Source organism: Achromobacter sp. T5-5, assembly GCF_055397965.1.
This window is the reverse complement of the sequence record NZ_AP027919.1, coordinates 5605802-5631159: the sequence shown is the minus strand read 5'-3', so window position 1 is coordinate 5631159 and position 25358 is coordinate 5605802. Positions and strand designations below refer to the sequence as shown.

Genomic DNA, 25358 nt, shown 5'->3' with positions numbered 1-25358 from the left:
GCGCGCCCCGCAAGGCGCGCCCAGGTCAGTGACCACTCAGACCGGCTGTTTATGCGGTTTTCCGCAGGGGGATGGCGTGCGGGGCCGGTGCTGTATAGCTCTGCATGAGCCGGGCCAAATCGGTCCGGTACTTCTCGACGTTCGCGGCCTTGATGTGGCCGAAACCGCGAATGTTTTCTGCCAGGGCGGCGATTGTAGCCGCTTGCGCGAGCTTGTCCTGGGTCAGCCCCGCAAGCAGTTGTTCAATGGTCTGGCGGTACTCCCGCACCAGCGCGCGTTCCATCCTGCGTTCGGCGGTGTGGCCGAACGGATCGAACCAGGTGCCGCGCAAGCCCTTCAGCCGCGTCAGCACTTTCAATGCCGACATGGTGCGCGGGCCCAGCGTCATCTTGCGCGGCACGCCGGTGCGCGGGTCCTTGCGGGCGAAGATGGGCGGCGCCATGTGAAAGCGCAGGCTGTAGTCGCCCTCGAACTGGCCCTGAAGCTGGGCCTTGAACGCGTCGCCGGTATAGAGGCGCGCCACCTCGTATTCGTCCTTGTAGGCCATCAGCTTGTACAGGCCGCGCGCCACCGCCATCGCCAGCCTCGGCGTCTTGGCGTCGGGTGCGAGCTCCCGTTCGCGGGCGGCGACGGCCTCGACCACGTCCTGGTATGCGCGGGCGTAGGCCGCGTCCTGATAGGCCGTGAGGTCCTCGATGCGGCGGGCCACGGCGCGTTCGAAGGTTTCGGGGACGTGCAGCTGCACGACCTGCGCGCGCGGGCGCAACGCGCCTTCCAGCGCCTCGGGGCGATGCGCGGCGAGCCGGCCGCTGTCGAAGGCGGCGCGGTTGGCCGCGACCGCCACGCCGTTCAGCTCGATGGCGCGGTAGATGGCGGCCTGCGAGAGCGGCACGCCGCCGCGCTGCCAGGCGTAGCCGAGCATGAACATGTTGGACAGGATGCTGTCGCCGAACAGCGCGAGTGCAGCTTCATGCGCGTCGATCGCGGCCGTGTGCGCCTCGCCGGCCGCATGCCGGATCTTGGCCAGCAGCGCCTCGGGGCGCATCGCGGCGTCGGGGTTGCGGGTGAACTCCGACACCGGCGCGACGTAGGTGTTGACCGTGACCTTGGTGTGGCCGTGGCGCAGGGCGCCCAGCGAGTCGGGCGCCACGGCGGCCACCGGATCGCACAGGATGGCGGCGTCGGCCTGCTGCCAGTCCAGGCGCACGGGGCCGGGGGACGCGCCCGCGGGGGCGAGGCGGATGTGGCTGACGACCGTGCCGCCCTTCTGCGCCAGGCCGGTCAGGTCCAGCACCGCGGCCGACAGGCCTTCCAGGTGCGCGGCCATGGACACGATGGCGCCGATGGTGATGACGCCGGTGCCGCCCATGCCGGCGACCAGGAGGCGGTAGGGATGGTCGGGCGAGGGCGTGTCCGGCTGCGGCAGCTCGCCGATCAGTCGCTGCAGGCGTTCCTGGTCGGCCTTGGGCGCCGCGCTCTTTCTGGGCTTGCCGCCCATCACCGACACGAAGCTGGGGCAGAAGCCCTCCGCGCACGAGTAGTCCTTGTTGCAGCTGGATTGATCGATCGCGCGCTTGCGGCCGTAAGGCGTTTCGAGCGGCACGACGGACAGGCAGTTGGACTGCACGCCGCAATCGCCGCAGCCCTCGCAGACGGCGCTATTGATCAGCATGCGGCGCGCCGGGTCCGGAAACTGGTTCTTCTTGCGGCGGCGGCGCTTTTCGGCGGCGCAGGTCTGGTCGTGGATCAGCACCGTCACGCCGGGGATCTCGCGCAGTTCGCGCTGCAGCGCGTCCAGCTCGCGGCGGTGGTGGACCTTGATGCCGGGGCCCAGGTCCACGCCCTGGTATTTCTCGGGCTCGTCGGTCGTGACCACGATGCGCGCCACGTTCTCGCCGCGCAGTTGCTGGCAGATCTGCGGCACGGAGATCGGGCCGTCGACCGGCTGGCCGCCCGTCATCGCGACCGCATCGTTGAAGAGGATCTTGTACGTGATGTTGGCACGCGCCGCGACAGCCTGGCGGATGGCGAGGTACCCGGAGTGGTAGTACGTGCCTTCGCCCATGTTCTGGAAGATGTGCGGCATTTTCGTGTAGCGGGACAGGCCGATCCAGTCGACGCCTTCGCCGCCCATCTGCGTGAGGCCGCCCGTGTCGCGGTCCATCCACGCCGCCATGTAGTGGCACCCCACGCCGGACAGCGCCTGGCTGCCTTCGGGCACCTTGGTCGACGTGCTGTGCGGACAGCCCGAACAGAAGTAGGGACGGCGGCGCATGCCGTCCGCGTCGTTGGATAGCGGGGCCTGGCATGCGAAGGCCGACAGGTCGCGCCCGACGGGCAGGCCGGCGGCGCGCGAGAGCCAGCCGGCCAGCGGCGCGGCCAGCAGCGACGGACGCAACTGGCCGGCCGACGGCACCATCGGCTCGCCGTCCAGTCCCTTCTTGCCCACGACCGTCGGCCGGTCCGGCAGGTTGAACAGCATGTCCTTGATCTGGCTTTCGACCACCGCGCCTTTTTCTTCGATGACCAGGATGTGCGACAGCCCGCGCGCGAATTCCAGCAGGCGGCCGGCGTCCATCGGCCAGGTCAGGCCCGGCTTGTAGATCCGGACCGGCGCATTCGCCGTAACCGTGTCCACGCCCAGGCGCGCCAGCGCTTCCATGGTGTCCAGGTGCGCCTTGCCCACCGTGACGATGCCCACCGTCGCCTTGGGCGCCGGACAGATCAGCTTGTCGATGCTGTGGCGGCGCGCGAAGGCGGCGACCGCCTGCAGGCGCAGGTTCATGCGCGTCTCGACGGCCAGCGACAGGAAGTCGCGCGCCGAATACTCCAGCGACTCGGGCGGCAGGTCCGGGTCCGCGGGCATGGTGTAGGACTGGATCGGGGCGGGCGTGAACGAGTGGCCGCTTTCGATGGTCTCGGATACGGCCTTGAACGCGACCCACGCGCCCGAATGGCGCGACAGCGCCCAGCCCCACAGGGCGAACGTTTCGTATTCGTCGATGGAGGTCGGATGCACGATGGGCATCTGCCAGCCGATCAGCGAAGCTTCGCTGGCGTGCGGAATCGAGGAGGAGACCGCGGTGTGGTCGTCGCCCACCACCACCAGCACCCCGCCGTTGCGCGAGGCGCCGGCGGCATTGCCGTGATGCAGCGCGTCGCCGGCGCGGTCCACGCCGGGTCCCTTGCCGTACCACATGGCGAATACGCCATCGACGTTGCGGTCGGCGCGCACGCCGGCCTGCTGCGTGCCCATGACGGCGGTGGCCGCCATGTCTTCATTGATGCCGGGCAGGAAGGTGATCTGGTTGGCGTCCAGCGCCTTCTGCGCCTTCCACATGGCCATGTCCACCCCGCCCAGCGGCGACCCGCGGTAGCCCGACACGAAGCCGGCGGTGTTCAGGCCGCGTTCGCGGTCCACCCGGCGCTGCGTGAGCATGATGCGCACCAGGGCCTGGGTGCCGGTCAGGAAGATGCGGCCGGACTCCCGGGTGAGGTTGTCGGCAAGCTGGTACTCAAGGTCGAGCTGGGGGGCGGCGGCGGGGGTACCGTCCATGGCGAATCTCCTGGTGGTTGGCACCATGATAGGTTCGCGAGGGATCAGGTTTATTGCGTTATCGGATCGTGCTATCCCTATAATTCGCAATGAATATTTCGTTTTTCATAAAAACCAGGAGACAGACAGATGGACAAGACCGATATCGGCATCCTCAAGGCCCTGCAGGAGGACGGACGGGCCTCCGCGCAACAGCTTTCCGAGAAGGTCGGGCTGTCGGCCGCGCCGGTGTGGCGGCGGGTGAAGGCCATGGAGGCGAGCGGCGTGATCCAGGGCTACAGCGCCCAGGTCGACCGCAGCAAGGTGGGGCTGGGCTGCATGTTTGCGCAGATCAGCCTGGAGCGGCATTCGGCCAACACGGTCGAGAACTTCGAGCGGTCGGTGCGCGACGCGCCCGAGATCCTGGAGTGCTATGCGGTGACCGGCGACTCGGATTTCCTGCTGAAGATCCTGGTGGAGAGCCCGGAAGCCTATGACCGCTTCCTGCACCGGTTCCTGTTCAACATGCCCGGCATCCGCCAGACGCGCACCATCGTGGCGCTGCGCGAGATCAAGCACGAGCAGCGGCTGCCGCTGTAAGGCGGGGCGCACGCGGCATCTATATATATAGAGACCACGCGCGCGGCACGGGCGCGGACGGTCCGGCTACGCGCCTCGCTGTCGCTTGAAACCAACGCATTTTTGCGCTTTCCGCACCGATTCCGGGCGCGCTCGCGGGAACACTGTTGCGCAAATGCACACGGCGCGGATCCTCGTTGATTCTTCGCAGGCGGCTATTTAGAGTGCGTGAAGTTCGTTGCGCCTGGTACGCGCCGGTGTGATCGGCGCGGCGCGTCGGCGGACGTGTTGAGGAAGTCATGAGCAGTGTGTTTTTGCGTACGGCAGGCGTCGCCTGCGCCATCGTGATCCTGGCCGGCTGCGCTGCCCGCAAGCCAGCCGCCATCACCGAAGCCTCGCCCGAGGAACCGGCCAAGCCGGTGGCCTGTGTGCCCGCCAAGGCGGGCGATCCGATGATCGGCACCTGGTTGTCCAATTCGCGCCCGCGCGACGTGGCCGGTGATATGCAATCGCTGATCGTGCTGTCGGCCGACGGCACCATGTCCTACGAATCCCTGCTCAAGATCGGGCGCAAGACGCGTCCCGCGCTGCGCGAGACGGGCTGCTGGAGCGTGGCCGACGGCATCACCACGATGCGCACCACCAAATCGGCCGGCGAGCCGGTCGATCCCGATGATCCGATCTACGTGAACCGCTACCGCGTCGAGAAGGTCGAGCCGACCAGGCTGGCGCTGCGCGAAATCCGGAAGGGCGGCGCCTTGCTGACCGCCCGCCGCATGCCCGCGGGCTATCGACTCGCCTACTGACCGTTGCGCCGGGCGGACAATTCGCCCGGCGGTCGCGCCACGATGGCCGCGCTGCGGTAAGGTGCGGGCTTCGACATTCGCCCCGCCGCCGGTTACCCATGCCCGCCATGTCCTCCGAAGCACGCGCGATCGCGCTGCTTGCCCTGGCCGCCTTCGTCAGCGCCAGCGCTTTCCGTATCTGTGATCCCATGCTGCCGCAATTGGCGGCGGAATTCGGCACCACCACCGGACAGGCCGCCCGCGCGGTCACGGCGTTTGCCGTGGCCTATGGCGTGCTGCAGATGTTCTTCGGTCCGGTGGGGGACCGCTATGGCAAGTACCGCGTCGTCAGCGTCGCGACGGTGGCCTGCGCGCTGGGCAGCGCGGGCGCGGTCATGGCCGGGTCGCTCGATATGCTGGTGTTCTGCCGCGCGCTGTCGGGCGCGGCCGGCGCGGGTATCGTGCCCCTGTCCATGGCCTGGATCGGCGACAACGTGCCGTACGAACGCCGGCAGGCGACGCTGGCGCGCTTTCTGACCGGGACCATTCTGGGCATGTCCGCCGGCCAGCTGGCGGGCGGCCTGTTCGCCGACACGGTGGGCTGGCGCTGGGCGTTCGCCGCGCTGGTGGCTGGCTACCTCATCGTGGGCGTGCTGCTGCACCTGGAAGTGCGGCGCCAGCGCGCGGCGGGCTTTGCCCAGGTCGATCCCGGCGCGGTGCGTCAGGGTTTCATCGCCCAGGCCCGGCTGGTGCTGGGCGCGCCGTGGGCGCGGGTCGTGCTGGCGACGGTGTTCGTCGAAGGGCTGCTGGTGTTCGGCGCGCTGGCTTTCGCTCCCTCGTACCTGCATGCGCGTTTCGACATCTCGCTGACCGCCGCCGGCGCGCTGGTCGCGGTCTACGCCGTGGGCGGGCTGATCTACACGGTCGTCGCCGGCCGCATCCTAAAGCGTCTCGGCGAGCGCGGCCTGGCCATCGCGGGCGGGCTGGTGCTGGGCGTGGCGTTCCTGTCGTACCTGCTGGGGCCGGTCTGGATGTGGAGCCTGTTGGCCAGCGTGCTGGCCGGCTTTGGCTACTACCTGCTGCACGCCACGCTGCAGACGAACGCGACGCAGATGGTGCCGTCCGCGCGCGGCACGGCGGTGGCGTGGTTCGCGTCCTGCCTCTTCATGGGGCAGGCGGCCGGCGTGGCGCTGGCGGGGGCGGTGGTGGACGAGATCGGCGCCGGCGCGCTGTTCGGCGGCTCGGCCGTGCTGCTGCCGCTGCTGGGCGCGTTCTTTGCGCGGGCGCTGAAGGCGAGGGCGGCGCTGCAGCGATCCTGAGAGTTCCCGCCCGCCTGAAAACAGAAAGGGCCTTGATCATCCGCGGATGATCAAGGCCCTTTGTCTTAGGCGTCAGAGGCCGGGGGGCAGGCTATTGCTGCATGGGCCGTCGCTCGCAGGTGTCAGACACCTTGGGTTCAGATGGCGGCCAGGCGCTTGAGCACGGTTTCCTTGCCCAGCAGCGCCAGCACCGCGTCCACGGCCGGCGTCTGCGTCTGGCCGGTGACCGCCACGCGCAGCGGGATGGCCAGTTGCGGCATCTTCAGGCCACGGTCGGCCAGCACGGCCTTGATGAGGGCGGACAGGGCCTCGCGGGTCCAGTCGGCATCCTGGGCTCGTTGCGCGAAGTCGGCCAGGGCCTCGCGGGCCGGCGCGGTCAGGTGCTGCTCGGCCAGGTCGGCCGGCGCGCCTTTGAACTCACCGCAGAAAAGCATGGCGCCATCGGCCAGCTGCTCCAGGGTTTCGGCGCGGTCTTTCAGGAGGCCCATGACGCCCGGCAGGTCGATCTTCTCGGGGTAACCGCCGCGCGCCGCGATGCGCGTCGCCACGCGCTCGGCCAGCTCGGCGTTGTCCATCTGCTTGATGTAGTGGGCGTTGACCCAGTTCAGCTTCTTGGGGTCCCACTGCGAGGCCGACTTGGACAGGTGCTTGGTGTCGAACCAGGACACCAGCTGTTCGCGCGAGAAGATCTCGTCGTCGCCGTGGCTCCAGCCCAGGCGGGCCAGGTAGTTGATCATGGCCTCGGGCAGGTAGCCCTCGTTGTCGTACTCCATGACGTTGACCGCGCCGTGGCGCTTGGACAGCTTTTCGCCGTCCGGGCCCAGGATCATGGGCACGTGGCCGTATTCGGGCAGGGTGGCGCCCAGCGCGCGCAGGATGTTGATCTGGCGGGGCGTGTTGTTGACGTGGTCGTCGCCGCGCAGGACGTGGGTGATGCCCATGTCCCAGTCGTCGACCACCACGCAGAAGTTGTAGGTGGGCGTGCCGTCGGGGCGCGCGATGATCAGGTCGTCCAGCTCGGTGTTGTCGAAGCTGATGGTGCCCTTGACCATGTCGTTCCAGGACGTGGCGCCTTCCTGCGGATTCTTGAAGCGCACGACGGGCTTTCTGCCTTCGGGGATGGCGGGCAGGGTCTTGCCGGGTTCCGGGCGCCAGGTGCCGTCATAGCGCGGCTTGTCGCCGCGGGCGCGGGCGGCCTCGCGCATGGCCTCGACTTCCTCGGGCGAGCTGTAGCAGTGGTAGGCGGTGCCGGCGGCCAGCATCTGGGCCACGACCTCGCGGTACCGGTCCATGCGCTGCATCTGGTAGAACGGGCCCTCGTCGGGCTGCATGCCCAGCCAGTCCATGCTGTCCAGGATGGCCTGCACCGCTTCCGGCGTGGAGCGCTCGACGTCCGTGTCCTCGATGCGCAGCACGAAGGTGCCCTTGTGATGGCGCGCGAAGGCCCAGGAGAACAGCGCGGTGCGCGCGCCGCCCAGGTGCAGGAAACCCGTGGGCGAAGGCGCGAAGCGGGTACGAATGGGAGTAGGGGCGTTGGAGGTCATAGGTGGCAATGTTAGCGGCTGCGGCGCCACAATATGGCGTCGGGCAGTGTCCTCATCAAGCGGACAGCGGGCTTGTCTTGATACGATGAACGGTATTTTAGATTAGTGTGAACAGGCCGCCCTCCCTATGCTGAGACACGCTCTTGCGCCCATGTTCGAACCCGGCTCGCTGGTCATCGTGGCCGACAGGCCCCTGCCCGCGGCAAGTTCCCTGTCTCCCGCCCTGAAGGCGAAGACCACGGTCCTGGCCGTCGAGCCCGGCGCGGCGCCCGATCTGCCGGAGACCCTGCAGGGGCTGGCCGCGGGTGAACGGCCCGACCTGGCCCTGGTTTGCGTATCGCCCGCCGTCCTGCCGGAAACACTGCGCCGCCTGTCGCCGCTTTCGCCCCGCGCGGTGATCCTGCTGCCCCACGAACTGCCCGACCCGTACCCGCGCGGCACGCTGGCGCTGTGCCGGGCCTGGGCCGAGGAAAACCGCTGCGAACTGCTGGGCCCGCGCTCCTTCGGCGCGCAGCGGCCGCACGCCGGCCTGAACTTCAGCCAGCACCCGGTGCTGGCGCGCGCCGGCCGCGTGGCGCTGGTGGCGCAGTCGCGCTCCATCATGGCTGCCGTCATGGACTGGGCAGAAGACGTGCACATCGGCTTTTCCACCGCCGTGTCGCTGGGCGACGAGGCCGTGGTGGGACTGCCCAAGCTGCTGGACTACCTGGCGAGCGATCCACGCACGGACAGCATCGTCCTCTACCTCGAAGATGTCGGGCCCGCCCGCGAGTTCATGAGCACGCTGCGGGCCGCGGCCAGCATCAAGCCTGTCATCGTGCTCAAGGCGGGCCGATCCGATGCCGACAGCAGCGACGCCATTTTCGACGCGGCGCTGCGCCGGGCCGGCGCGGTGCGCGTGCGCTACTTCGTGCAGCTCTTCTCGGCCGTGAAGGTGCTGGGCTACACGCGCCGTCCCAAGGGCCGCCGCGTGGCGCTGATCTCCAATGGCAGCGGACCTCCGCAGCTCGCCATGGACCTGATCGGCCCCGACGCCGCCGTGCTGCGCGCGGACCTGGCGCCCGCCACGCAGCGTGCGCTGGCCGGGATGCTGGAGCCCGACGCCGCCACCGCCAATCCCGTCATCACCTACCTGCCCATGACGCCCGAGCGCATCCGCGCCATGCTGGAGGCCGTGCTGGACGATGCCGGCGTGGACGGGGTGCTGGTGCTGCTGGCGCCCGATGCGCTGGCCGACATGCCGGCCGTGGCGCGCGAACTGGCACAGATCGCCCCGTCGGCCAAGAAGCCCGTGGTGACCTGTTTCATGGGCGATGCCGGCATGCGTCCGCTGCGGCGCATGCTGGACGACGCGGGCACGTCCGCGTTCCGTACGCCCGAGTCGGCCGCCGACGCCTTTGGCGTGCTGGCGTCCCATCACTACAACCAGCAGTTGCTGCTGCAGACGCAGCCGCCCGAGCCCGCGGGCCACGTGCCGGACCTGGCGGCCGCGCGCGAAATCGTCGCGCGCGCGCGCGCCGACGGCCGGCGTGAACTGAACACCTCCGAAATCCGCACCCTGCTTGCCCTGTTCTATGTGCCGCTGAGCGATGCGCCGGCCAGCGTGGCGCCCATCGAACCCGAGTCCCGGCCCATGGCGATCCGCGTGCGGCGCGATCCGAAGTTCGGCCCGGTGATCCGCTTCGGCGCGGGCGGGCCGGACGCCGTGCTGTCGCTGGCGGAGCGCGCCATGGACCTGCCGCCGCTCAACGGCTACCTGGCGCGCCAGCTCATCGAGCGCAGCCGGCTGTGGCGCCGCGTGCTGGCGCCGCGGGTCGGCCACATGGCCGCCGAGGCGCTGCAGCAGGCGCTGGTGCTGGTGTCCGAGCTGGTCTCGGAACTGCCCGACATCGAATCCCTGGACATCGATCCGCTCTACGCGGGCGAAACCCATCTGCGCGCCGGCGGCCTGCGCATGACGCTGACCGAGACCCCCGGCTGCGAATCGCCGCAGACCGCCGGTTATCCGCACATGGCGATCCACCCGTATCCGGCGCGGCTGGTGCAGGTGCGCCGCTTCGCCGACGGCATCCCCTGGGTGCTGCGGCCCATCCGCCCCGAAGATGGCGAAGCCCTGCAGGAGTTCATCCGGGGCCTGTCGGAGCGGTCGCGCTACATGCGCTTCGTGTCCATGATGCGCGAGCTCACGCCGCGCATGGTGTCGCGCTACACGCAGGTGGACTATCACCGGGAACTTGCCCTGGTGGCGGCCACCCAGGTGCCCAACCCGGCCAATCGCGGCCATCCGCGCGAGGTCCTGGTCGGGTTCGCCCATTACCTGCGCAATCCGGACGGCCGCGGCGCGGAATACGCGCTCGTGATCGGCGACGACTGGCAGCGGCGCGGCCTTGGCCGCCAGCTCATGACGGCGCTGATCGACGCCGCGCGCGAGCAGGGCCTGGAATACATCGACGGACTGGTGCTGTCGACCAACCGGCCGATGCTGGCGCTGATGACCCGCCTGGGCTTCACCAACGATCCGGACCCCGAGGATCCGACCATGCGCCGGGTCTGGCTGAACCTGGCCTGATCGCCGGTCAGGCCAGAAGATTCAGGCGGTCTTGCGCGACGGCTGCGCGGGCTTGAGCCGCGCGGCCGCCTCGTCCACCGTCAGCACGTCGCCAAAGAACAGCATCCATCCGTGCAGGGCGTGTTCGTGCTCGGCCGGCGTCACCGCGGCCAGCGCGTCGTCGACCATGATGGTGCGGAAATCCCGCATCATCGCGTCGCGCGCCGTGGATTCGCAGCACACGTTGGTGACGGTCCCGGCGATGAGCAGCGTGTCCACGCCCAGGCCGCGCAAGACCGGCTCCAGTTCCGACGATCCCGGCGCCATTGCGCTGTAGAACCGCTTGACGACGCGCAGGTCGCCGGCCTGCGCCTGCAGGTCCGGATGCAGCGCAAAGCCCGGCGAGTCGCGGCGCAGCGTCTCCAGGCGGCGGGCGCTGCGCTCGGGCGTCAGCATCACGCCGTGATGGTGCGACCAGAACACGTCCGCGTTGTCGGAGGCCGTCTGCACCCACACCACGACCCCGCCCGCGTCGCGCACGGCGGCGCACAGCCGATTGATGGGGTCGATGATCTCGCGCGCCGGGGCGCATTCGCCCTGGTAGCCCGGAAGCGTGAAGTACTGCTGCATGTCGATCACCACCACCGCGGTGCGGGCGCCGGGCAGTTCGTCGTAGGGATGCAGGCAGCCCTGGCGGGCCACGACGCGATCCTTCACCCACTGGGGAAATTCCATGCTGCCTCCTTAGCCGTAGCGCCGCGCCACGGCGGACTCGACGCGGTAGATGATCAGGTACATGACGCTGGAGATCAGCGCCAGCATGACGATGGCCGTCATGACGATGTTCAGCTTGAACACCTGGCTGCCGTTCATGATGAGAAAGCCCAGCCCCGAATCCGCCGACTGGAACTCGCCCACGATAACGCCCACCAGCGCCAGGCCGATGTTCATCTTGACGGCGGCGATCAGCGTGGGGACGCTGCCCGGCAGCACCACCTTGGTCAGCACCTGCCAGCGGCTCGCGCCAAAGGTGTGGGCGAGCTTCACCTTGTTCAGGTCGATGCCGCGAAAGCCCGCGTAAATCACCATGATGGTCACGAACACGGCAATCGCCACCGCCATGCCGTACACCGCGTAATCCGAGCCCAGCCAGAGGTAGAAGATGGGCACGAAGGCGATCTTGGGCATGGCGTTGGCCACCACCAGGAACGGGTCCAGCACCTTGTAGAGGAAGTCGGACCACCACAGCGCCGCCGCCACGACGATGCCGATCGCCATGCTGAGCGCAAAGCCCACCAACGTGGCGGACAACGTCGTCATGATGTGCTTGCCCAGGCTGCCGTGGTTCCACAGTTCGATGAATGTGGGCCACAGCGCGCTCGGGTAGCTGGTCAGCAACGGGTTCAGGACGTGCATGCGCGGCAGGATTTCCCAGGCGCACAGAAACACCGCCAGCAGCAAGGCTTGGGCCACCCGGATATTGCGGCGGCGCGCGCGGTCGCGGCGCAGGTAGTCGAGGTATTTTTCGCTGGGGCCGGGCACGGCGCGCAGCGGGACGGTATTGGCAATCGGCGCGTTCATGGCTCAGCCCTCCACGTGGACGTCCAGCTCGTCCCAGAGCTGTTTGAAATAGGTGTTGAACTCCGGCCGCGAGCGCGCCTGGAAGGGCGTGGGCCGGACCTGGCCGTCGCCGTAGTGGATGCGGTACTGGCTCTTGAGCCGCCCGGGCCGGCGCGACAGCACGATCACGCGGTCCGTCATGGCGATGGCCTCGCCGATGTCGTGCGTGACCAGCACCACGGTCTTGCCTTCGCGGCGCAGGATATCCACGACTTCGTCGGAGATCGCCAGCCGCGTCTGCGAATCCAGCGCCGAGAACGGTTCGTCCAGCAGGATCACGTCGGGCTCGGTCACGAGCGTGCGCGCCAACGCCGCGCGTTGCCGCATCCCGCCCGAAAGCTGGCGCGGCGTGTGCGACAGGAACGCGCCCAGGCCGCACTTTTCAAGCAGGTGCACGGCGCGCGCCTCGCTGCGCGCGTCGCGCCGTCCCTGGATCTCCGCGCCCAGCATCACGTTGTCCAGGATGGTGCGCCATTCGAAGAGGTAGTCCTGCTGCAGCATGTAGCCAATGCGCGCATTCGGCTTGGTCACTGCCTGCCCGTCGACCAGCACCGCGCCCGAGGTGGGCGGAATCAGGCCGGCGATCAGGGACAGCAGGGTGCTCTTGCCGCAGCCGCTTTGTCCGATCAGGCTGACGAATTCGCCCGGCGCCAGGCTGAAGGACACGTTCGACAGCGCCTCGGTCTCGCCGTCGGGCGTGAAGTACGACAGACAGACGTCGCGCAGTTCGATCTTGGCCGTGGCGGCCGCCGGCTTGAGGTTGTGGATGGCGGCTCCCATCATTGCGCCTTCTTGGCAAAGTCGGCGATCACCACGTCCTCGTACTTCACGCGGGCGCTGTCCTTCATGACCGCGCTGGCGATCAGCATGTCCTGCAGCTGCGTCATCGCTTGCGCCGTCACCAGCGGCGTGGTCTTCCAGATCTGGTATTGCTTGTAGCGCTCGATGGCCTCGGTCACCGCGGCCTGGTCCATGCCGGGAAAGAAGGTCATGATCTGCGGCGCCAGCGTGGCGGCGGGCGTGTCCTTCACGTATTTTTCCGCGCGCGCCACCACGTCGGTCCAGGCCTGGATCACCTTGGGGTTGTCGCGGATGTACTTGTCCGTGGCGGTAAAGACCGTGTAGTCCACCTGGCCGACTTCATGGCCCACGGAGGCCACGATGTGCCCCTTGCCGTTGCGCACCAGTTCGCCGGCCTCGGGCTCCAGGAAGATGCCGTATTCGCCCTGGCCCGCCATCCAGGCGCCGGCGCGCGCCGGGATGCCGATGTTGTTCAGCAGCTTCACGTCCTTTTGGGGATCCAGTCCATGCTTGCGCAGCGCCGTCTCCAGGAACACGATCGGATTGGAGCCGGGACGAAAGCCGATGACTTCCTTGCCCTTGAGCATGGACCAGTCGAACTTGTCGACCGGCTTGCGCGACAGGAGGAAAAAGCCGTCGGTGGCGGTCAGCCCGGCAAAGATCTTGGGCTTGACCGGGGATTCGCTGTTCTGGACATAGATGGACGCTTCCGGCCCGATGAGCACGATGTCCGCGCTGCCCGACAGCAGGGCGGTCATGCCTTTGTCGGTGCCTTGCGAGGTCTTCATGGACACGTCCAGGCCGGCGTCCTTGAAATAGCCCTGCGACAGCGCGACGTATTTGGGCACGTACAGGATGGAGCGCACCACCTCTTCGTAGCGCACCTTGACGGGGGGATTCAGGGCTTCGGCCTGGGCGGCCACGGGGGCAAGCAGCGCGAGCAGCGCCGCGCCTGCCAGGCGGGGCAAGGGCAAGGTCTTCACGGGACTTTCTCCTGCGTCTTGAATGCCACGCCGGACAATCGGCGCAACATGGCCAATGGGGGGATCGACTGCAATTCGACTGCGACTCGACTGCAACGTGACAGCAAAATCAGGGGAAGCCCGAACGGGGAGGTCCCAGGCCGGTAAGGCTTGGATCGAATACTATATTCAAGACAAGCGGGCGACAAGCATTTTGCGATTGGCGTTTTTCTCTATGGACGCGCGTCGCCGATGCCTAGAAAATTCAAGGCTGGAATACCGTCTGGTATACAAAATAAGGTTTTGAGCGTTTCCGGGTGCGCCTCCCATCGTAGGCGCGGAAGGGCCCCGCGCCCATCGGCCAGGAACACGGGCCGCGCCTTGCGCGCCGCCCGCCATCGTCCCTAGGCCGTGTCCTGCATCCCGCTTGCCGCGTCAGGCCAGCACGTCATTCAGGAATGCCGAAATGTCCGCCACTTCCTCGGCGCAGACCGAGTGGGGCATCGGGTACGTGCGCCAGCGCACGTCGTAGCCCAGGCGCTTCAATTCGGCCAAGGACGCCTCGGCGCGCGCCAGCGACACCACCGGGTCGTACTGGCCGTGCGCCATGAAGATGGGCGTCGCATCGTTCGCGTGCTGGCGTTCGGCTTCGGCGCTGTCCACCAGGGGCAGGTAGCCCGACAGCGCCATCATGCCCGCCAGCTTCTCGGTCAGGCGCAAGCCGGTGTGCAGCGTCATGGCGCTGCCTTGCGAAAAACCGGCCAGCACGATGTTCGACGTGGGGATGCCGCGGGCGTTTTCACGCGCGATCAGCTTGTGGATGGCGGCTTCCGAGGCGCGGATGCCTTGGGCGTCTTCGACGCGCACCAGGTCCATCACCAGGATGTCGTACCACGAGCGCATCGCCATGCCGTTGTTGATGGTCACGCGCTGCACCGGGGCGTTCGGGAACACGAAGCGCACCCCGAGTCCGGCGGGCAGACGCAGTTCCGGCACGATGGGCGCGAAATCGTTGCCGTCCGCGCCCAGGCCGTGCAGCCAGATCACGGCGTGCGTGGGATTGGGGGCGGTTTCGATCTCGATGCAGTCGAGCAGGTCGGTCGGTGCGGTCATGGACGGGCGGCGGTGGATATCAGAGGGTGAGGGTCTTGAGCGCCTGGAACAGGGCGCGGTAGTGCTTTTTCTGCGGTTCCTGGCCTTGCAGCAGCGACGCGTTGGCGAGCTTTTCCTTGCGGGCGGCCCGGATCAGCGTGCGCAATTGCTGCACGTCGGCCTGCGGATTGTTGCTCAAGAGGCGGGTGAGGGCGTCGTCGTCATCCAGGAGGCGGTCGCGCAGCGCTTCCAGCCGGTGCATGGCGGCGGTTTCCTCGCGCGAACCGTTTTCCCAGATGTCGAGCTGCCGGCGGATGTCGTCGGCCGGCGCATCGCGCATCAACTTGCCCACGAAGTGGACCTGGCGGCGCAGGCCTTCGCGGCCGGTGGTGCGCTGCGCCATGCGGATCGCTTCGTACAGGCGTTCTTCAAGGGGTAACTGCTTCAGACGTTCGGGCGACAGGGCGATCAATTGCTTGCCCAGGTCCAGCAGGGCGTGCATTTCACGCTTGACCTGGGACTTGCTGGGACGGTCGTAGCCGTTTTCGTCGTAGCCGTCGTCGACGGAATCTTCTTGGGGATGGGAATTCATGGAAAACTGCGCAATGACAGACTTGGCTATGATAACCGTCTCTGCAAATTGGACTGCAATGGTTAAAACCTCCTCATCCTTGCCGCTGGCGGCGAATCACGCGCGTTTTTCCGAACTCGTCGAGCAAACCCTGGCCTACGCGCGCCAGATCGGCGCCTCCGACGCCGCGGCGGAAGTCTCCGAAAGCCTGGGACTGTCCGTCTCGGTACGCAAGAACGACATCGAAACCGTAGAGCAGACGCGCGACCGCTCGCTGGACCTGACGGTCTACGCGGGCCAGAGCCGCGGCTCCGCTTCGACCTCCGACTTCTCCGAGGCCGCGCTGCGCCAGACCGTCGAAGCCGCCTGGCACATCGCCCGCCACACCGCCGCCGATCCGGCCGCCGGCCTGCCCGACGCCGACCAGCTGGCCACCGAATTCCCCGACCTGGATCTGCACCGCGCCTGGACCGTCACCACCGAGGAAGCCGCCGAGCTGGCGCTGCGGGCCGAGCGCGCCGCGCGCGAGGTCGATCCGCGCATCACCAATACCGACGGCGCCAGCGTCGGCACCTACGAAGGCCAGTTCGTGATGGGCAACACGCGTGGCTTCCTGGGCGGCTATCCGTATTCCCGCCACAGCCTGTCCGTGGCGCCCATCGCCGGGCGTGGCAACGGCATGCAGCGCGACTACTGGTATTCGTCGGAACGCGATCCCGCCAAGCTGGCCTCGCCCGAGGCCATCGGCCGCTATGCCGCCGAACGCACGCTGTCGCGCCTGTCGGCCCGCCGCGTGCGCACCGGCAAGTTCCCCGTCCTGTTCGAGGCGCCGCTGGCGCTGGGCCTGGTCGGCGCGCTGACGCAGGCCGTCAACGGCGGCGCCCTGTACCGCAAGGCGAGCTTCCTGGTCGATTCGCTGGGCAAGCCCATCTTCCCCAAACACATCAACCTGGTCGAAGACCCGCACATCCGCGGCGCCATGGGCAGTTCGCCCTTCGACGACGAAGGCGTGCGCACGCGCCGCCGCAACGTGGTGTCGGCGGGCGTCCTGGAAGGCTATTTCCTGTCGTCCTACACGGCACGCAAGCTGGGCATGGCCACCACGGGCAACGCCGGCGGCTCGCACAACCTGGTCTTCAGCTCCACGCAGACGCGCCGCGGCGACGATTTCGAAGCCATGCTCAAGAAGCTGGGCACGGGTTTTCTCGTCACCGAGCTGATCGGGCAGGGCGTCAACTACGTCACGGGCGACTACTCGCGCGGCGCGTTTGGCTACTGGGTCGAAAACGGCCAGATCCAGCACGCGGTCCAGGAAGTCACCATCGCCGGCAACCTGGCCGACATGTTCCAGCAGATCGTCGCGGTAGGCGCGGACACCATCTCGCGCGGCACCAAGACCACCGGCTCCATCCTCATCGAGCAGATGGCCATCGCCGGGATCTGATCCCGTGCGTGGGCGGCGCGCAATGCGCCGCCCGCGGGCTTTGCAACCGCTCCGCCATCCACTTTGCACTCCCCCTTGCAATCCCTTACCGGCTCGGGATTTCCTCTAGCCGTCCCGGCCATGGCCAGCGTGTAATATCCGGCGGGTATTGCTCGAAGTCCCAGTTGTCGGTGTAAAGGAGCAAAGTGATGCAACGACGTTCATTCTTGAAGCGCGCCGGCCTGGGCGCCGTCGCCGGCGCCGCCGTCAGCACGCCCGCGCTGGCGCAGGACATGCCGTCGGTGAGCTGGCGCCTTTCCTCCGGCTTTCCCGCGGCCCTCGATCTGCGCGTGGGGGCGGCCGAGAATTTCTGCAAGTTCGTCGCCGAAACCACGGGCGGCAAATTCAATATCCGTCATTTCCCCGACGGCGAAGTCGTCGCCGCGGCCGACCTGATGCAGGCCGTCTCCGCCCGGAAGGTGGAATGCGGCCATGTGTCCTCGCGCCGCTACTACGCCAAGAATGCGGCCTTCTGCTTCGATGCGGCCGTGCCCTTCGGCCTGAATGCGCGCCAGATGAACGCCTGGATGAGCGATGGCGAGGGCCTGCGGCTGACGCGCGAGCTCTTCAAACCCGAAAAGATCATCAATTTCCCCTTGGGCAATACCGGCGCGCAGATGGGCGGTTGGTACACCCGGGAAATCAAGCGCACTGGCGACCTGAAAGACCTGAAGATGCAGGTCGACGGCCTGGCCGCCGACGTGCTGGCCCGCCTGGGCGTCGCGCCGCAGCAGGCGGATGCGGCCAAGCTGGCCGAGGCGTTTGAAAAAGACGGCCTGCAGGCCGTGGCGGGGGCGGGCGCTTACGACGACGCCAAACTCGGTTTGAATAAGGTAGCTAAGTATTACTACGCACCCGGCTGGTGGGCGGGCGGTGAACAGCTATCGCTCTATATCAATGAAACGGCCTGGAACGAGCTTCCCAAGCATTACCAGGCCGTGGTGCAGGCCGCGGCCCTGGCCGCGCACGCGGCAGCGACCGCCCGGTACGACGCGCTGAACCCGCCGGCGCTGGCCCAATTGACGGCAAGTGGCGCCCAGGTGCGCGCTTTTTCGCGTTCGATCATGGACGCGGCGTTCGAGGCCACGCAGCAGGTGTACAAGGATTTGGGCGCCAAAGACCCCGGATTCAAGGCAATGCACGATAGTTACATGGGCTTTCGCGACAGCGAGATGCCGTGGTTTCGCCTGACCGAGAACGCTTATGGCCAGTATCTGGGCGTGGCGCTGTCGGCCAGGAGTTAGGAGGAAGCCGGTGCCGAATGGCATTCGGTGAGCAATAGGGTTTTTGCTAGTAACCACACGTTTTTTACAAAAAAATGGGCGGTTTAGAGGCTTTTGTTGAACGGCATTCGAGTTTCGGCCTGATACAAAGGAGTAATATCCCGGGTCTTGACGCGCAAACTTGCGGCCTTTAGGCGGCATAGACGTCAATCCGGCAGGATTACATCAGCCCGGATTACCAATATTCCGAGACAGACTTTAAGGTGGTAACAACCATGCAATCCAAGACCAAAAAGCTGCTGGCCGCGCTGATCGCTGCCGGTGTCATCCCGGCTGCCCACGCTGCCGACATCAAGCTGGGCGTGGCGGAAGCCCTGTCCGGCGGCGCTGCCCAGTACGGCGTCTCGATCCGCAACGGCTTCCAGCTCGCGGCCGACGAGATCAACGCCGCCGGCGGCATCAACGGCAACAAGATCGTGCTCGTGGTCGAGGACGAACAAGGCAAGAAAGAAGAAGCCATCAACGTCTTCAAGAAGCTGATCTTCAAGGACCAGGTCCTGATGGTCTTCGGTCCCACGCTGTCGAACTCGGCCCAGGCCGCCGATCCGATCGCGCAGGCCGCCAAGACGGTTGTCTTCGGCACCTCCAACACCGCCGACGGCATCACCTCCATCGGCAACTTCGTGTTCCGCAACTCGGTCACCGAAGCCGACGTGCTGCCCGCCACCATCTCCACCGTCAAGGCCAAGACCGGCCTGAAGAACGTGGCCGTGCTGTACGGCAACGACGACGTGTTCACCAAGAGCGGTTACGACAACTTCAAGAAGGCCCTGGCAGACCAGAAGATCCCGGTCACCACGACCGAAACGTTCGCCAAGGGCGACGTGGACTTCAAGGCCCAGCTCACCAAGATCAAGGGCACCAACCCCGACGCCATCGTGCTGTCCGCACTGCTGGCCGAAGGCGCCCCGATCATGGTCCAGGCCCGCCAGCTCGGCCTGAACGTGCCGGTCATCGGCGGCAACGGCATGAACTCGGTCAAGATCTTCGACCTGGCCCCCGGCGGCGCGTCGAACAATCTGTGGATCGGCAGCCCGTGGTCGATCGAGAACAAGGCCCCCGAGAACGTCAAGTTCATCGACGCCTACAAGGCCAAGTTCACCAACGCTCCCGACCAGTTCGCGGCGCAGTCCTATGACGCCATGTACATCGTCGCCCAGGCGCTGAAGAACACCAAGATCTCCGGCGAACTGACCAAGGACCGCGCTGCCCTGCGCGACGCCCTGCCGTCCGTGACCTGGACCGGCGCCACCGGCCCGTTCAAGTTCCGCCAGGCCACCGACCGCGCCGGCAAGCCCGCCGGCTACGACGCCGACCAGGCGCCGATCGTCAGCGTGACCAAAGACGGCAAGTACGTCATCGAGAAGTAAGCAGTACGCATCCCCGCGCGGGGGGATGCGCCTTGCGGACGGCCTCCCGGCCGCCTGCAAGGCGCTTTTTATCGCAGGGCCGTCGCAAGTAAATAGCTTCCCCGAAAGCAGAAAGACCTCGCTGTGGGCACGGCGAGGGGGCCCTATCAGATCTGGAAAGTCCCATCATGTTCGAACAACAATTCGTCAATGCCTTGTCGCTGGGCTGTGTGTATGCACTGTTCGCGCTCGGCTTCACGCTGATCTTCGGCGTGCTCGGGGTGATCAACCTGGCGCATGGCGCCGTGTTCATGGTTGGCGCCTACGCAGCACTGGTCGTGGTCGAGCAGTTCAGCCTGCCGCTGTGGGCGGCGCTGATGGTCGCGTTCTTCGTCGCCGGCTTTACCGGGGTCATCATCGACTACCTGGTGCTCAAGCCGCTGCGCAAGCGCAACGCGCCCCACCTGATTCCCATGATCGCCACCATTGGCGTGGGCATCATCCTGAATAACGGCGCCCAAGGCATCTTCGGCGCGAGCAACCTGCGCTTCCCGCATGGCACCGTGCCCGAGGAAGTCATCGAGGTCGCGGGCCTGCACCTGACCGTCATCGAACTGGGGATCATCTTCCTGTCGTTCGCGCTGATGGCCGTGCTGATGTATGTCATGCGCCGCACGCAATTCGGACGCGCCCTGCGCGCCATCGCTGAATCGCCCAAGGCCGCCTGGCTGCTGGGGATCAACGTCGAAAAGCTCTTCATCACCACCTCGTTTGCCGCGGCCGCCCTGGGCGGCGTGGCCGGCGTGCTGATCGGGCTGTACTCGAACGCGCTCTTCCCCCTGATGGGCCAGCCGATGCTGCACAAGGGCATCGCGGTCATCATCCTGGGCGGCATGGGAGACATCCGCGGCGCCATGCTGGGCGGTCTGTTCCTGGGCTTTGCCGAGGTGCTGTCCGTGGCTTACATCGGCTCCACCATGCGCGACGCGGTGGCTTTCGGCCTGCTGTTCCTGATCCTGCTGGTGCGCCCGCAAGGTCTGTTCGGCAAAGTGGTTCAACGCAAGGCTTAAGGTATGAGCGGATTCGAAAATTTCTGGGCCATTTACGGCAACCTGGTGCTCACCCTCGGCACCAACGCACTGCTGGCCCTCTCCATCTGGCTGACGCTGGCCTGCGGCATGCTGGCCATGGCCAATGCCGCCTTCATGGGCATCGGGGCGTACGCCGCCGCGCTGCTTACCATGAACTACGACGCGCCGTTCGCGGTGGCGCTGGCTGGCGGCATGGCCGCGCCCGCGCTGGTGGCGGCGCTGATCGGCCTGCCGACCCTGCGGCTGTCCGGTGTCTATCTGGCCATGGCGACGCTGGGCTTCGGTGAAGTGGTCCGCGTGACCATCCTGAACACCGAGTCCGTCACCGGCGGCGCGCTGGGCTTGAACGGCATTCCGCAGTTGACGCAGTGGTGGCATGTGCTGCTGGCCGTGATCATCGTGCTGTTCGTGCTGTGGCGCGTGCGCGCGTCCAAGATCGGCCGTTCCTTTGACGCCATCCGTGGCGACGAAACGGCAGCCGGCATGATGGGCATCGACGTGCGCGCCAACAAGATGCTGGCCTTTGTGGCCGGCGCGGTGATCGCCGGCCTGGCCGGCGCGCTGAATGCGCACCTGACTTTCTTTATCGGTCCCAACGAATACGGATTCGACCGCGGCGTCGAAATCCTGACGATGGCGATCCTGGGCGGCATCGGCGGCCTGGCCGGCCCCGTGCTGGGCAGCTTCATCATTACGGTGCTGCCCGAATTGCTGCGCGGATTCGCGGATCTGCGCCTGGTCGCGAATGGAGTGATCCTGGTGGTGATTGTGTTGTTCCTGCCGCAAGGCATCTGGGATCCGGCGCGTTTCAAGCGCTGGACGCGTCAAGGACGCCAGGGAGGGAAGCGCCATGCTTGAGCTGTCTTCCGTTTCCAAGAGCTTTGGCGGTCTGCATGTGCTGCATGACGTCAGCCTGTCCGTGCCCGAAGGCGCGATCTTCGGCCTGATCGGCCCCAACGGCGCCGGCAAGACCACGGTGTTCAACCTGATCACCGGGCTGTTGCCGCCCAGCGGCGGCACCATCACGTTCCAGGGCGAAAGCGTGCTGCGCAAGAAGCCGCACAGCATCACGCGCATGGGCATTGCCCGCACCTTCCAGAACATCCGTCTCTTCAAGGAGATGACGCTGCTGGAAAACGTCGTCGTGGGCGCCTACCGCCACATGAACTACGGTTTCCCCAGCCTGCTGCTGGGCCTGCCCGGCTTTCGCGAGCACGAGCAGCGCGCCCGCGAGCGCGCCCACGAACTGCTGACGTGGATGCGCCTGGATCACAAGGCCAACGACCTGGCGGACAACCTGTCCTACGGCGAACAGCGCCGCCTGGAGCTGGCGCGCGCGCTGGCCACCGAGCCCAAGCTGCTGCTGCTGGACGAGCCCGTCGCCGGCATGAACACCGGCGAACGCGCCGAACTCATGCGCGAAATCCTGGCGATCCGCGACCGCGGCTACACGATCCTCATGATCGAGCACGACATGCGCTTCGTCATGGGCTTGTGCGAACGCATCGCGGTGCTGAACTTCGGCAAGATCATCGCCTGCGGCGGTCCCGAGGACATCCGCAACAATGAGCAGGTCATCGAGGCCTACCTGGGCCGCGAAGACGACGAAGACACCGAACAAGCGGAGGCCGCAAAATGAGCGCCATGCTGGAAGTCCGCGGGCTCGAGGTCAACTACGGCCATATCGAAGCCGTGCGCGGCATCGACCTGGACCTGAACGCCAACGAAATCACCGCCCTGGTCGGCGCCAACGGCGCCGGCAAGTCGACCACGCTGCTCGCGCTGTCGGGCCTGCTGCCCAAGGCGCGCGGCCGCATCCTCTTCGAAGGCGAAGACGTCACCAACCTGGCGCCGAACCAACTGGTCGCGCGCGGCATCGTGCAGGTGCCCGAGGGCCGGGCGATCCTCACCACCATGACGGTGCTGGAAAACCTGGAACTGGGCGCCTACCGCCGCGGCCTGAAAAACGTCGCCACCGACCTGGAATACGTGTTCAACCTGTTCCCGCGCCTGAAAGAGCGCATCAGCGGCATGGCCGGCAACCTGTCGGGCGGCGAACAGCAGATGCTGGCCATCGGCCGCGCCCTGATGGCCAAGCCGCGCCTCTTGCTGCTGGACGAACCGTCGATGGGCCTGGCGCCGATCGTCGTCCAGGAGATCTTCCGTTCGCTGCGCGCCATCAACGCCGACGGCCTCACGCTGTTCCTGGTCGAGCAGAACGTGCGCCAGGCGCTCAAGATCGCCCAGCACGGTTACGTGCTCGAAAACGGCGCGATGGCGCTGACGGGCACCGGCCGCGAACTGCTGGGCCACCCGCGGGTCCTGGAAGCGTACCTGGGTGCCTGACGGGGTGGGGACCTTATGCGTCCCCTGATGAACCTTACGGCTGCCGCCCTGCGGCGGTCAGCCGCCAGCCGCTTGAATTCCCCTCGCTTGCCCAATTTTTGAGCATCCGTGTTAGAATTTCAGGCTTTCCTCATTTTGACCTTTGCACGGGCGGATTCATAACGCTTAGGCGGAGGGCGATTTAGAGGCTTGAAACTTCAGGGTTTTCCAAGGCGGTCTTTCTGTTCTTGGGAAAATTCACCCGGGTTTTACGCCTAGTCTGGGAAAGAACCACTGGCAGGATGTTCCGGCCAGAGCAAATTTTTATTCTTAGGAACCATCATGAAGACCTTTGTGGCCAAGCCGCATGAAGTCCAACGTGACTGGTTTGTGATCGACGCCAAGGGCAAAGTCCTCGGTCGTGTGGCCAGCGAAGTCGCACGTCGTCTGCGTGGCAAGCACAAACCTGAATTCACGCCTCACGTTGATACCGGTGACTACATCGTCATCATCAACGCGTCCGATATCGTCGTTACCGGCGCCAAGGCGAAGGACAAGAAGTACTTCCGCCACACGACGTACCCGGGCGGTATCCGTGAAACGAACTTCGAGAAAATGCAAGAGCGTTTTCCCGGCCGTGCCATTCAGAAGGCCGTCAAGGGCATGCTGCCCAAGGGTCCTCTGGGCTACGCCATGATCAAGAAGCTGAAGGTCTATGCCGGTGCCGAGCACCCGCACACCGCCCAGCAGCCCAAGACGCTGGATATCTAAGGAAACGCCATGATCGGTAACTGGAATTACGGAACCGGCCGTCGCAAAACTTCGGTGGCTCGCGTTTTCATCAAGAAGGGCACTGGCAAGATCGTCGTCAACGGCAAGCCCGTCGACGAGTTCTTCGCTCGTGAAACCGGCCGCATGGTCGTGCGCCAGCCGCTGGAACTGACCGGCCATCTGGAATCGTTCGACATCAAGGTCAACGTGCACGGCGGCGGTGAAACCGGCCAGGCCGGCGCGATCCGTCACGGCATCACGCGTGCCCTGATCGATTACGACGCCACGCTGAAGCCGTCGCTGTCGCAAGCTGGCTTCGTGACCCGCGATGCCCGTGAAGTCGAACGTAAGAAGGTCGGCTTCCGCAAGGCGCGTCGTCGCAAGCAGTTCAGCAAGCGTTAATGCCCTGCAAAAAGCCCGCTTCGGCGGGCTTTTTGTTTTTGGGCCGGCCATGTCCTGTCGCTGCCGGCCCTGCGCGGAACTCCGCGCCACCCGCCCGGTCGGAAAAAAGGATTGCAGTGCCAATTCAGGCACGCCGGTGCAATACCCTGTTTCCCGAGCGATACAATCGTTATTCGTTCTCCGAAGAGCATTCATCATGGCCCAAGCATCGAATACCCGCATCAAGGTTGGCATCGTCGGCGGCACCGGCTATACCGGCGTCGAACTGCTGCGTTTGCTGTCGCAGCATCCCAACGTGGAACTGACTGCCATCACGTCCCGCAAGGAAGACGGCCTGCCCGTCGCCGACATGTATCCCAACCTGCGCGGCCGTGTGAAGCTTGCCTTCTCCGCCCCGGAAAAGGCCTCGTTGACCGACTGCGATGTCGTATTCTTCGCCACGCCTCACGGGGTGGCCATGGCGCAAGCCCAGGAACTGATCGCCGCGGGCACCCGCGTCATCGACCTGGCTGCCGACTTCCGTCTGCAGGACATTCCCACGTTCGAACGCTGGTACAAGATCCCCCACACCTGCCCTGACATCCTGGCCGAATCGCAATATGGCCTGGTCGAGCTGAACCGCGAAGCCATCTCCAAGGCGCGCGTCATCGGCAACCCCGGCTGCTACCCGACCACGGTGCTCCTGGGTCTGGCGCCCTTGCTCGAAGGCGGCAAGGCGCTCGTCGATGCGCAAACCCTCATCGCCGACTGCAAGTCGGGTGTCTCGGGCGCCGGCCGCAAGGCAGAGGTGGGTTCGCTGTTCTCCGAAGCGTCCGACAACTTCAAGGCCTACGGCGTGGCCGGCCATCGCCACCACCCCGAAATCACCGCGCAGCTTGAAAAGCTGGCCGGCGGCAAGGTGGGGCTGACGTTCGTGCCGCATCTGGTGCCGATGATCCGCGGCATGTTTTCCACCATCTATGCCCGCATCCAGCCTGAAGCCCGCGATACCGACTTCCAGGCCTTGTTCGAGGCCCGCTATGCGGATGAACCTTTCGTCGACGTCATGCCCGCCGGCAGCCATCCCGAAACGCGTTCGGTGCGCGGCTCGAACAACCTGCGCATCGCGCTCAGCCGCCCGGGCAACGGCGACCTGCTGATCGTCATGGTGGCGCAGGACAACCTGGTCAAGGGCGCCGCCGGCCAGGCTGTGCAGAACATGAACCTGATGTTCGGCATCCCCGAAACAGTCGGCCTGGACCAGGTCGCCATCCTGCCGTAAGGCCCCGGCGGCCAGCCTGGCTGGCCGCCTTCTTTGC

At 66.4% G+C, this 25358-nt stretch carries 22 protein-coding genes; 14 read left to right on the top strand and 8 right to left on the bottom strand.

Going from position 1 to position 25358, the window contains the following annotated elements:
* Positions 1 to 49: 49 nt before the first annotated feature.
* Positions 50 to 3556 (bottom strand): indolepyruvate ferredoxin oxidoreductase family protein, encoded by a 3507-nt coding sequence (locus ACZ50Q_RS25415; protein WP_464079891.1) that lies wholly within the window; start codon positions 3554 to 3556, stop codon positions 50 to 52.
* A 129-nt stretch (positions 3557 to 3685) separates the two neighbouring features.
* Between ACZ50Q_RS25415 and ACZ50Q_RS25410 the strand changes: the two genes are divergently transcribed.
* The 3 genes from ACZ50Q_RS25410 to ACZ50Q_RS25400 all read left to right on the top strand — a co-directional run bounded on the left by ACZ50Q_RS25410 (position 3686) and on the right by ACZ50Q_RS25400 (position 6218).
* On the top strand, positions 3686 to 4135 hold the full coding sequence (locus tag ACZ50Q_RS25410) for an Lrp/AsnC family transcriptional regulator (protein ID WP_008159001.1): 450 nt from the start codon (positions 3686 to 3688) through the stop codon (positions 4133 to 4135).
* Positions 4136 to 4413: 278 nt separating this feature from the next.
* Complete coding sequence (locus tag ACZ50Q_RS25405; protein WP_464079890.1) at positions 4414 to 4920, top strand: hypothetical protein; 507 nt, start codon at positions 4414 to 4416, stop codon at positions 4918 to 4920.
* Between the two features lie 98 nt (positions 4921 to 5018).
* Positions 5019 to 6218, top strand: a complete 1200-nt coding sequence (locus tag ACZ50Q_RS25400; RefSeq protein ID WP_464079889.1) for an MFS transporter — start codon at positions 5019 to 5021, stop codon at positions 6216 to 6218.
* Positions 6219 to 6355: 137 nt separating this feature from the next.
* Here the strand turns inward: ACZ50Q_RS25400 and gltX are convergent, their stop codons facing one another.
* Positions 6356 to 7762 (bottom strand): glutamate--tRNA ligase, encoded by a 1407-nt coding sequence (gltX, locus tag ACZ50Q_RS25395; RefSeq protein WP_464079888.1) that lies wholly within the window; start codon positions 7760 to 7762, stop codon positions 6356 to 6358.
* A 127-nt stretch (positions 7763 to 7889) separates the two neighbouring features.
* Between gltX and ACZ50Q_RS25390 the strand changes: the two genes are divergently transcribed.
* On the top strand, positions 7890 to 10331 hold the full coding sequence (locus tag ACZ50Q_RS25390; RefSeq protein WP_464079887.1) for a bifunctional acetate--CoA ligase family protein/GNAT family N-acetyltransferase: 2442 nt from the start codon (positions 7890 to 7892) through the stop codon (positions 10329 to 10331).
* Positions 10332 to 10352: 21 nt separating this feature from the next.
* Here ACZ50Q_RS25390 and ACZ50Q_RS25385 read toward each other — a convergent pair whose 3' ends face one another.
* The 6 genes from ACZ50Q_RS25385 to yjgA form a co-directional block, all read right to left on the bottom strand.
* Complete coding sequence (locus ACZ50Q_RS25385; protein ID WP_464079886.1) at positions 10353 to 11045, bottom strand: isochorismatase family protein; 693 nt, start codon at positions 11043 to 11045, stop codon at positions 10353 to 10355.
* A gap of 9 nt (positions 11046 to 11054) precedes the next feature.
* Complete coding sequence (locus ACZ50Q_RS25380) at positions 11055 to 11891, bottom strand: ABC transporter permease (RefSeq protein WP_076518753.1); 837 nt, start codon at positions 11889 to 11891, stop codon at positions 11055 to 11057.
* 3 nt (positions 11892 to 11894) lie between these two features.
* The gene (locus ACZ50Q_RS25375) at positions 11895 to 12710 is read right to left on the bottom strand and encodes an ABC transporter ATP-binding protein (RefSeq protein WP_076518754.1); all 816 of its coding nucleotides are present in this window, start codon (positions 12708 to 12710) and stop codon (positions 11895 to 11897) included.
* Entirely contained in the window at positions 12710 to 13714 is a 1005-nt protein-coding gene (locus ACZ50Q_RS25370) for an ABC transporter substrate-binding protein (protein WP_092579790.1), read from the bottom strand. Before ACZ50Q_RS25370 ends, ACZ50Q_RS25375 begins: the two co-directional genes overlap by 1 nt.
* A gap of 414 nt (positions 13715 to 14128) precedes the next feature.
* Positions 14129 to 14806 (bottom strand): alpha/beta hydrolase, encoded by a 678-nt coding sequence (locus ACZ50Q_RS25365; RefSeq protein ID WP_464079885.1) that lies wholly within the window; start codon positions 14804 to 14806, stop codon positions 14129 to 14131.
* 19 nt (positions 14807 to 14825) lie between these two features.
* Entirely contained in the window at positions 14826 to 15377 is a 552-nt protein-coding gene (gene yjgA, locus ACZ50Q_RS25360) for a ribosome biogenesis factor YjgA (protein WP_092579786.1), read from the bottom strand.
* A 58-nt stretch (positions 15378 to 15435) separates the two neighbouring features.
* Between yjgA and pmbA the strand changes: the two genes are divergently transcribed.
* The 10 genes from pmbA to argC all read left to right on the top strand — a co-directional run bounded on the left by pmbA (position 15436) and on the right by argC (position 25321).
* Positions 15436 to 16800 carry a metalloprotease PmbA gene (pmbA, locus tag ACZ50Q_RS25355; protein WP_464079884.1) on the top strand — a complete coding sequence of 455 codons (1365 nt, stop codon included), beginning with the start codon at positions 15436 to 15438 and terminating at the stop codon, positions 16798 to 16800.
* A 188-nt stretch (positions 16801 to 16988) separates the two neighbouring features.
* On the top strand, positions 16989 to 18083 hold the full coding sequence (locus ACZ50Q_RS25350) for a type 2 periplasmic-binding domain-containing protein (RefSeq protein ID WP_464079883.1): 1095 nt from the start codon (positions 16989 to 16991) through the stop codon (positions 18081 to 18083).
* A gap of 254 nt (positions 18084 to 18337) precedes the next feature.
* A complete protein-coding gene (locus tag ACZ50Q_RS25345) occupies positions 18338 to 19492 on the top strand; it encodes an ABC transporter substrate-binding protein (protein ID WP_076518760.1) in 1155 nt (384 codons plus the stop codon).
* Between the two features lie 167 nt (positions 19493 to 19659).
* Positions 19660 to 20541: a branched-chain amino acid ABC transporter permease gene (locus tag ACZ50Q_RS25340; RefSeq protein ID WP_076518761.1), complete on the top strand. Its 882-nt coding sequence runs from the start codon at positions 19660 to 19662 to the stop codon at positions 20539 to 20541.
* A gap of 3 nt (positions 20542 to 20544) precedes the next feature.
* Complete coding sequence (locus ACZ50Q_RS25335) at positions 20545 to 21420, top strand: branched-chain amino acid ABC transporter permease (protein ID WP_076518762.1); 876 nt, start codon at positions 20545 to 20547, stop codon at positions 21418 to 21420.
* The gene (locus ACZ50Q_RS25330) at positions 21413 to 22201 is read left to right on the top strand and encodes an ABC transporter ATP-binding protein (protein WP_092579778.1); all 789 of its coding nucleotides are present in this window, start codon (positions 21413 to 21415) and stop codon (positions 22199 to 22201) included. Before ACZ50Q_RS25335 ends, ACZ50Q_RS25330 begins: the two co-directional genes overlap by 8 nt.
* Entirely contained in the window at positions 22198 to 22908 is a 711-nt protein-coding gene (locus tag ACZ50Q_RS25325; protein ID WP_464079882.1) for an ABC transporter ATP-binding protein, read from the top strand. Before ACZ50Q_RS25330 ends, ACZ50Q_RS25325 begins: the two co-directional genes overlap by 4 nt.
* A gap of 321 nt (positions 22909 to 23229) precedes the next feature.
* The gene (gene rplM, locus ACZ50Q_RS25320; protein WP_008163100.1) at positions 23230 to 23658 is read left to right on the top strand and encodes a 50S ribosomal protein L13; all 429 of its coding nucleotides are present in this window, start codon (positions 23230 to 23232) and stop codon (positions 23656 to 23658) included.
* A gap of 9 nt (positions 23659 to 23667) precedes the next feature.
* Positions 23668 to 24060 carry a 30S ribosomal protein S9 gene (rpsI, locus tag ACZ50Q_RS25315; RefSeq protein WP_008163098.1) on the top strand — a complete coding sequence of 131 codons (393 nt, stop codon included), beginning with the start codon at positions 23668 to 23670 and terminating at the stop codon, positions 24058 to 24060.
* Positions 24061 to 24256: 196 nt separating this feature from the next.
* The gene (gene argC / locus ACZ50Q_RS25310; RefSeq protein ID WP_464079881.1) at positions 24257 to 25321 is read left to right on the top strand and encodes an N-acetyl-gamma-glutamyl-phosphate reductase; all 1065 of its coding nucleotides are present in this window, start codon (positions 24257 to 24259) and stop codon (positions 25319 to 25321) included.
* The last annotated feature ends 37 nt before the right edge of the window (positions 25322 to 25358 follow it).

Bases quoted from the DNA above. Each gene is read 5' to 3' on its own strand.
- ACZ50Q_RS25415 (WP_464079891.1), bottom strand. From the start codon at position 3,556: ATGGACGGTACCCCCGCCGCCGCCCCCCAGCTCGACCTTGAGTACCAG.
- ACZ50Q_RS25410 (WP_008159001.1), top strand. From the start codon at position 3,686: ATGGACAAGACCGATATCGGCATCCTCAAGGCCCTGCAGGAGGACGGA.
- ACZ50Q_RS25405 (WP_464079890.1), top strand. From the start codon at position 4,414: ATGAGCAGTGTGTTTTTGCGTACGGCAGGCGTCGCCTGCGCCATCGTG.
- ACZ50Q_RS25400 (WP_464079889.1), top strand. From the start codon at position 5,019: ATGCCCGCCATGTCCTCCGAAGCACGCGCGATCGCGCTGCTTGCCCTG.
- gltX (WP_464079888.1), bottom strand. From the start codon at position 7,762: ATGACCTCCAACGCCCCTACTCCCATTCGTACCCGCTTCGCGCCTTCG.
- ACZ50Q_RS25390 (WP_464079887.1), top strand. From the start codon at position 7,890: ATGCTGAGACACGCTCTTGCGCCCATGTTCGAACCCGGCTCGCTGGTC.
- ACZ50Q_RS25385 (WP_464079886.1), bottom strand. From the start codon at position 11,045: ATGGAATTTCCCCAGTGGGTGAAGGATCGCGTCGTGGCCCGCCAGGGC.
- ACZ50Q_RS25380 (WP_076518753.1), bottom strand. From the start codon at position 11,891: ATGAACGCGCCGATTGCCAATACCGTCCCGCTGCGCGCCGTGCCCGGC.
- ACZ50Q_RS25375 (WP_076518754.1), bottom strand. From the start codon at position 12,710: ATGGGAGCCGCCATCCACAACCTCAAGCCGGCGGCCGCCACGGCCAAG.
- ACZ50Q_RS25365 (WP_464079885.1), bottom strand. From the start codon at position 14,806: ATGACCGCACCGACCGACCTGCTCGACTGCATCGAGATCGAAACCGCC.
- yjgA (WP_092579786.1), bottom strand. From the start codon at position 15,377: ATGAATTCCCATCCCCAAGAAGATTCCGTCGACGACGGCTACGACGAA.
- pmbA (WP_464079884.1), top strand. From the start codon at position 15,436: ATGGTTAAAACCTCCTCATCCTTGCCGCTGGCGGCGAATCACGCGCGT.
- ACZ50Q_RS25350 (WP_464079883.1), top strand. From the start codon at position 16,989: ATGCAACGACGTTCATTCTTGAAGCGCGCCGGCCTGGGCGCCGTCGCC.
- ACZ50Q_RS25345 (WP_076518760.1), top strand. From the start codon at position 18,338: ATGCAATCCAAGACCAAAAAGCTGCTGGCCGCGCTGATCGCTGCCGGT.
- ACZ50Q_RS25340 (WP_076518761.1), top strand. From the start codon at position 19,660: ATGTTCGAACAACAATTCGTCAATGCCTTGTCGCTGGGCTGTGTGTAT.
- ACZ50Q_RS25335 (WP_076518762.1), top strand. From the start codon at position 20,545: ATGAGCGGATTCGAAAATTTCTGGGCCATTTACGGCAACCTGGTGCTC.
- ACZ50Q_RS25330 (WP_092579778.1), top strand. From the start codon at position 21,413: ATGCTTGAGCTGTCTTCCGTTTCCAAGAGCTTTGGCGGTCTGCATGTG.
- ACZ50Q_RS25325 (WP_464079882.1), top strand. From the start codon at position 22,198: ATGAGCGCCATGCTGGAAGTCCGCGGGCTCGAGGTCAACTACGGCCAT.
- rplM (WP_008163100.1), top strand. From the start codon at position 23,230: ATGAAGACCTTTGTGGCCAAGCCGCATGAAGTCCAACGTGACTGGTTT.
- rpsI (WP_008163098.1), top strand. From the start codon at position 23,668: ATGATCGGTAACTGGAATTACGGAACCGGCCGTCGCAAAACTTCGGTG.
- argC (WP_464079881.1), top strand. From the start codon at position 24,257: ATGGCCCAAGCATCGAATACCCGCATCAAGGTTGGCATCGTCGGCGGC.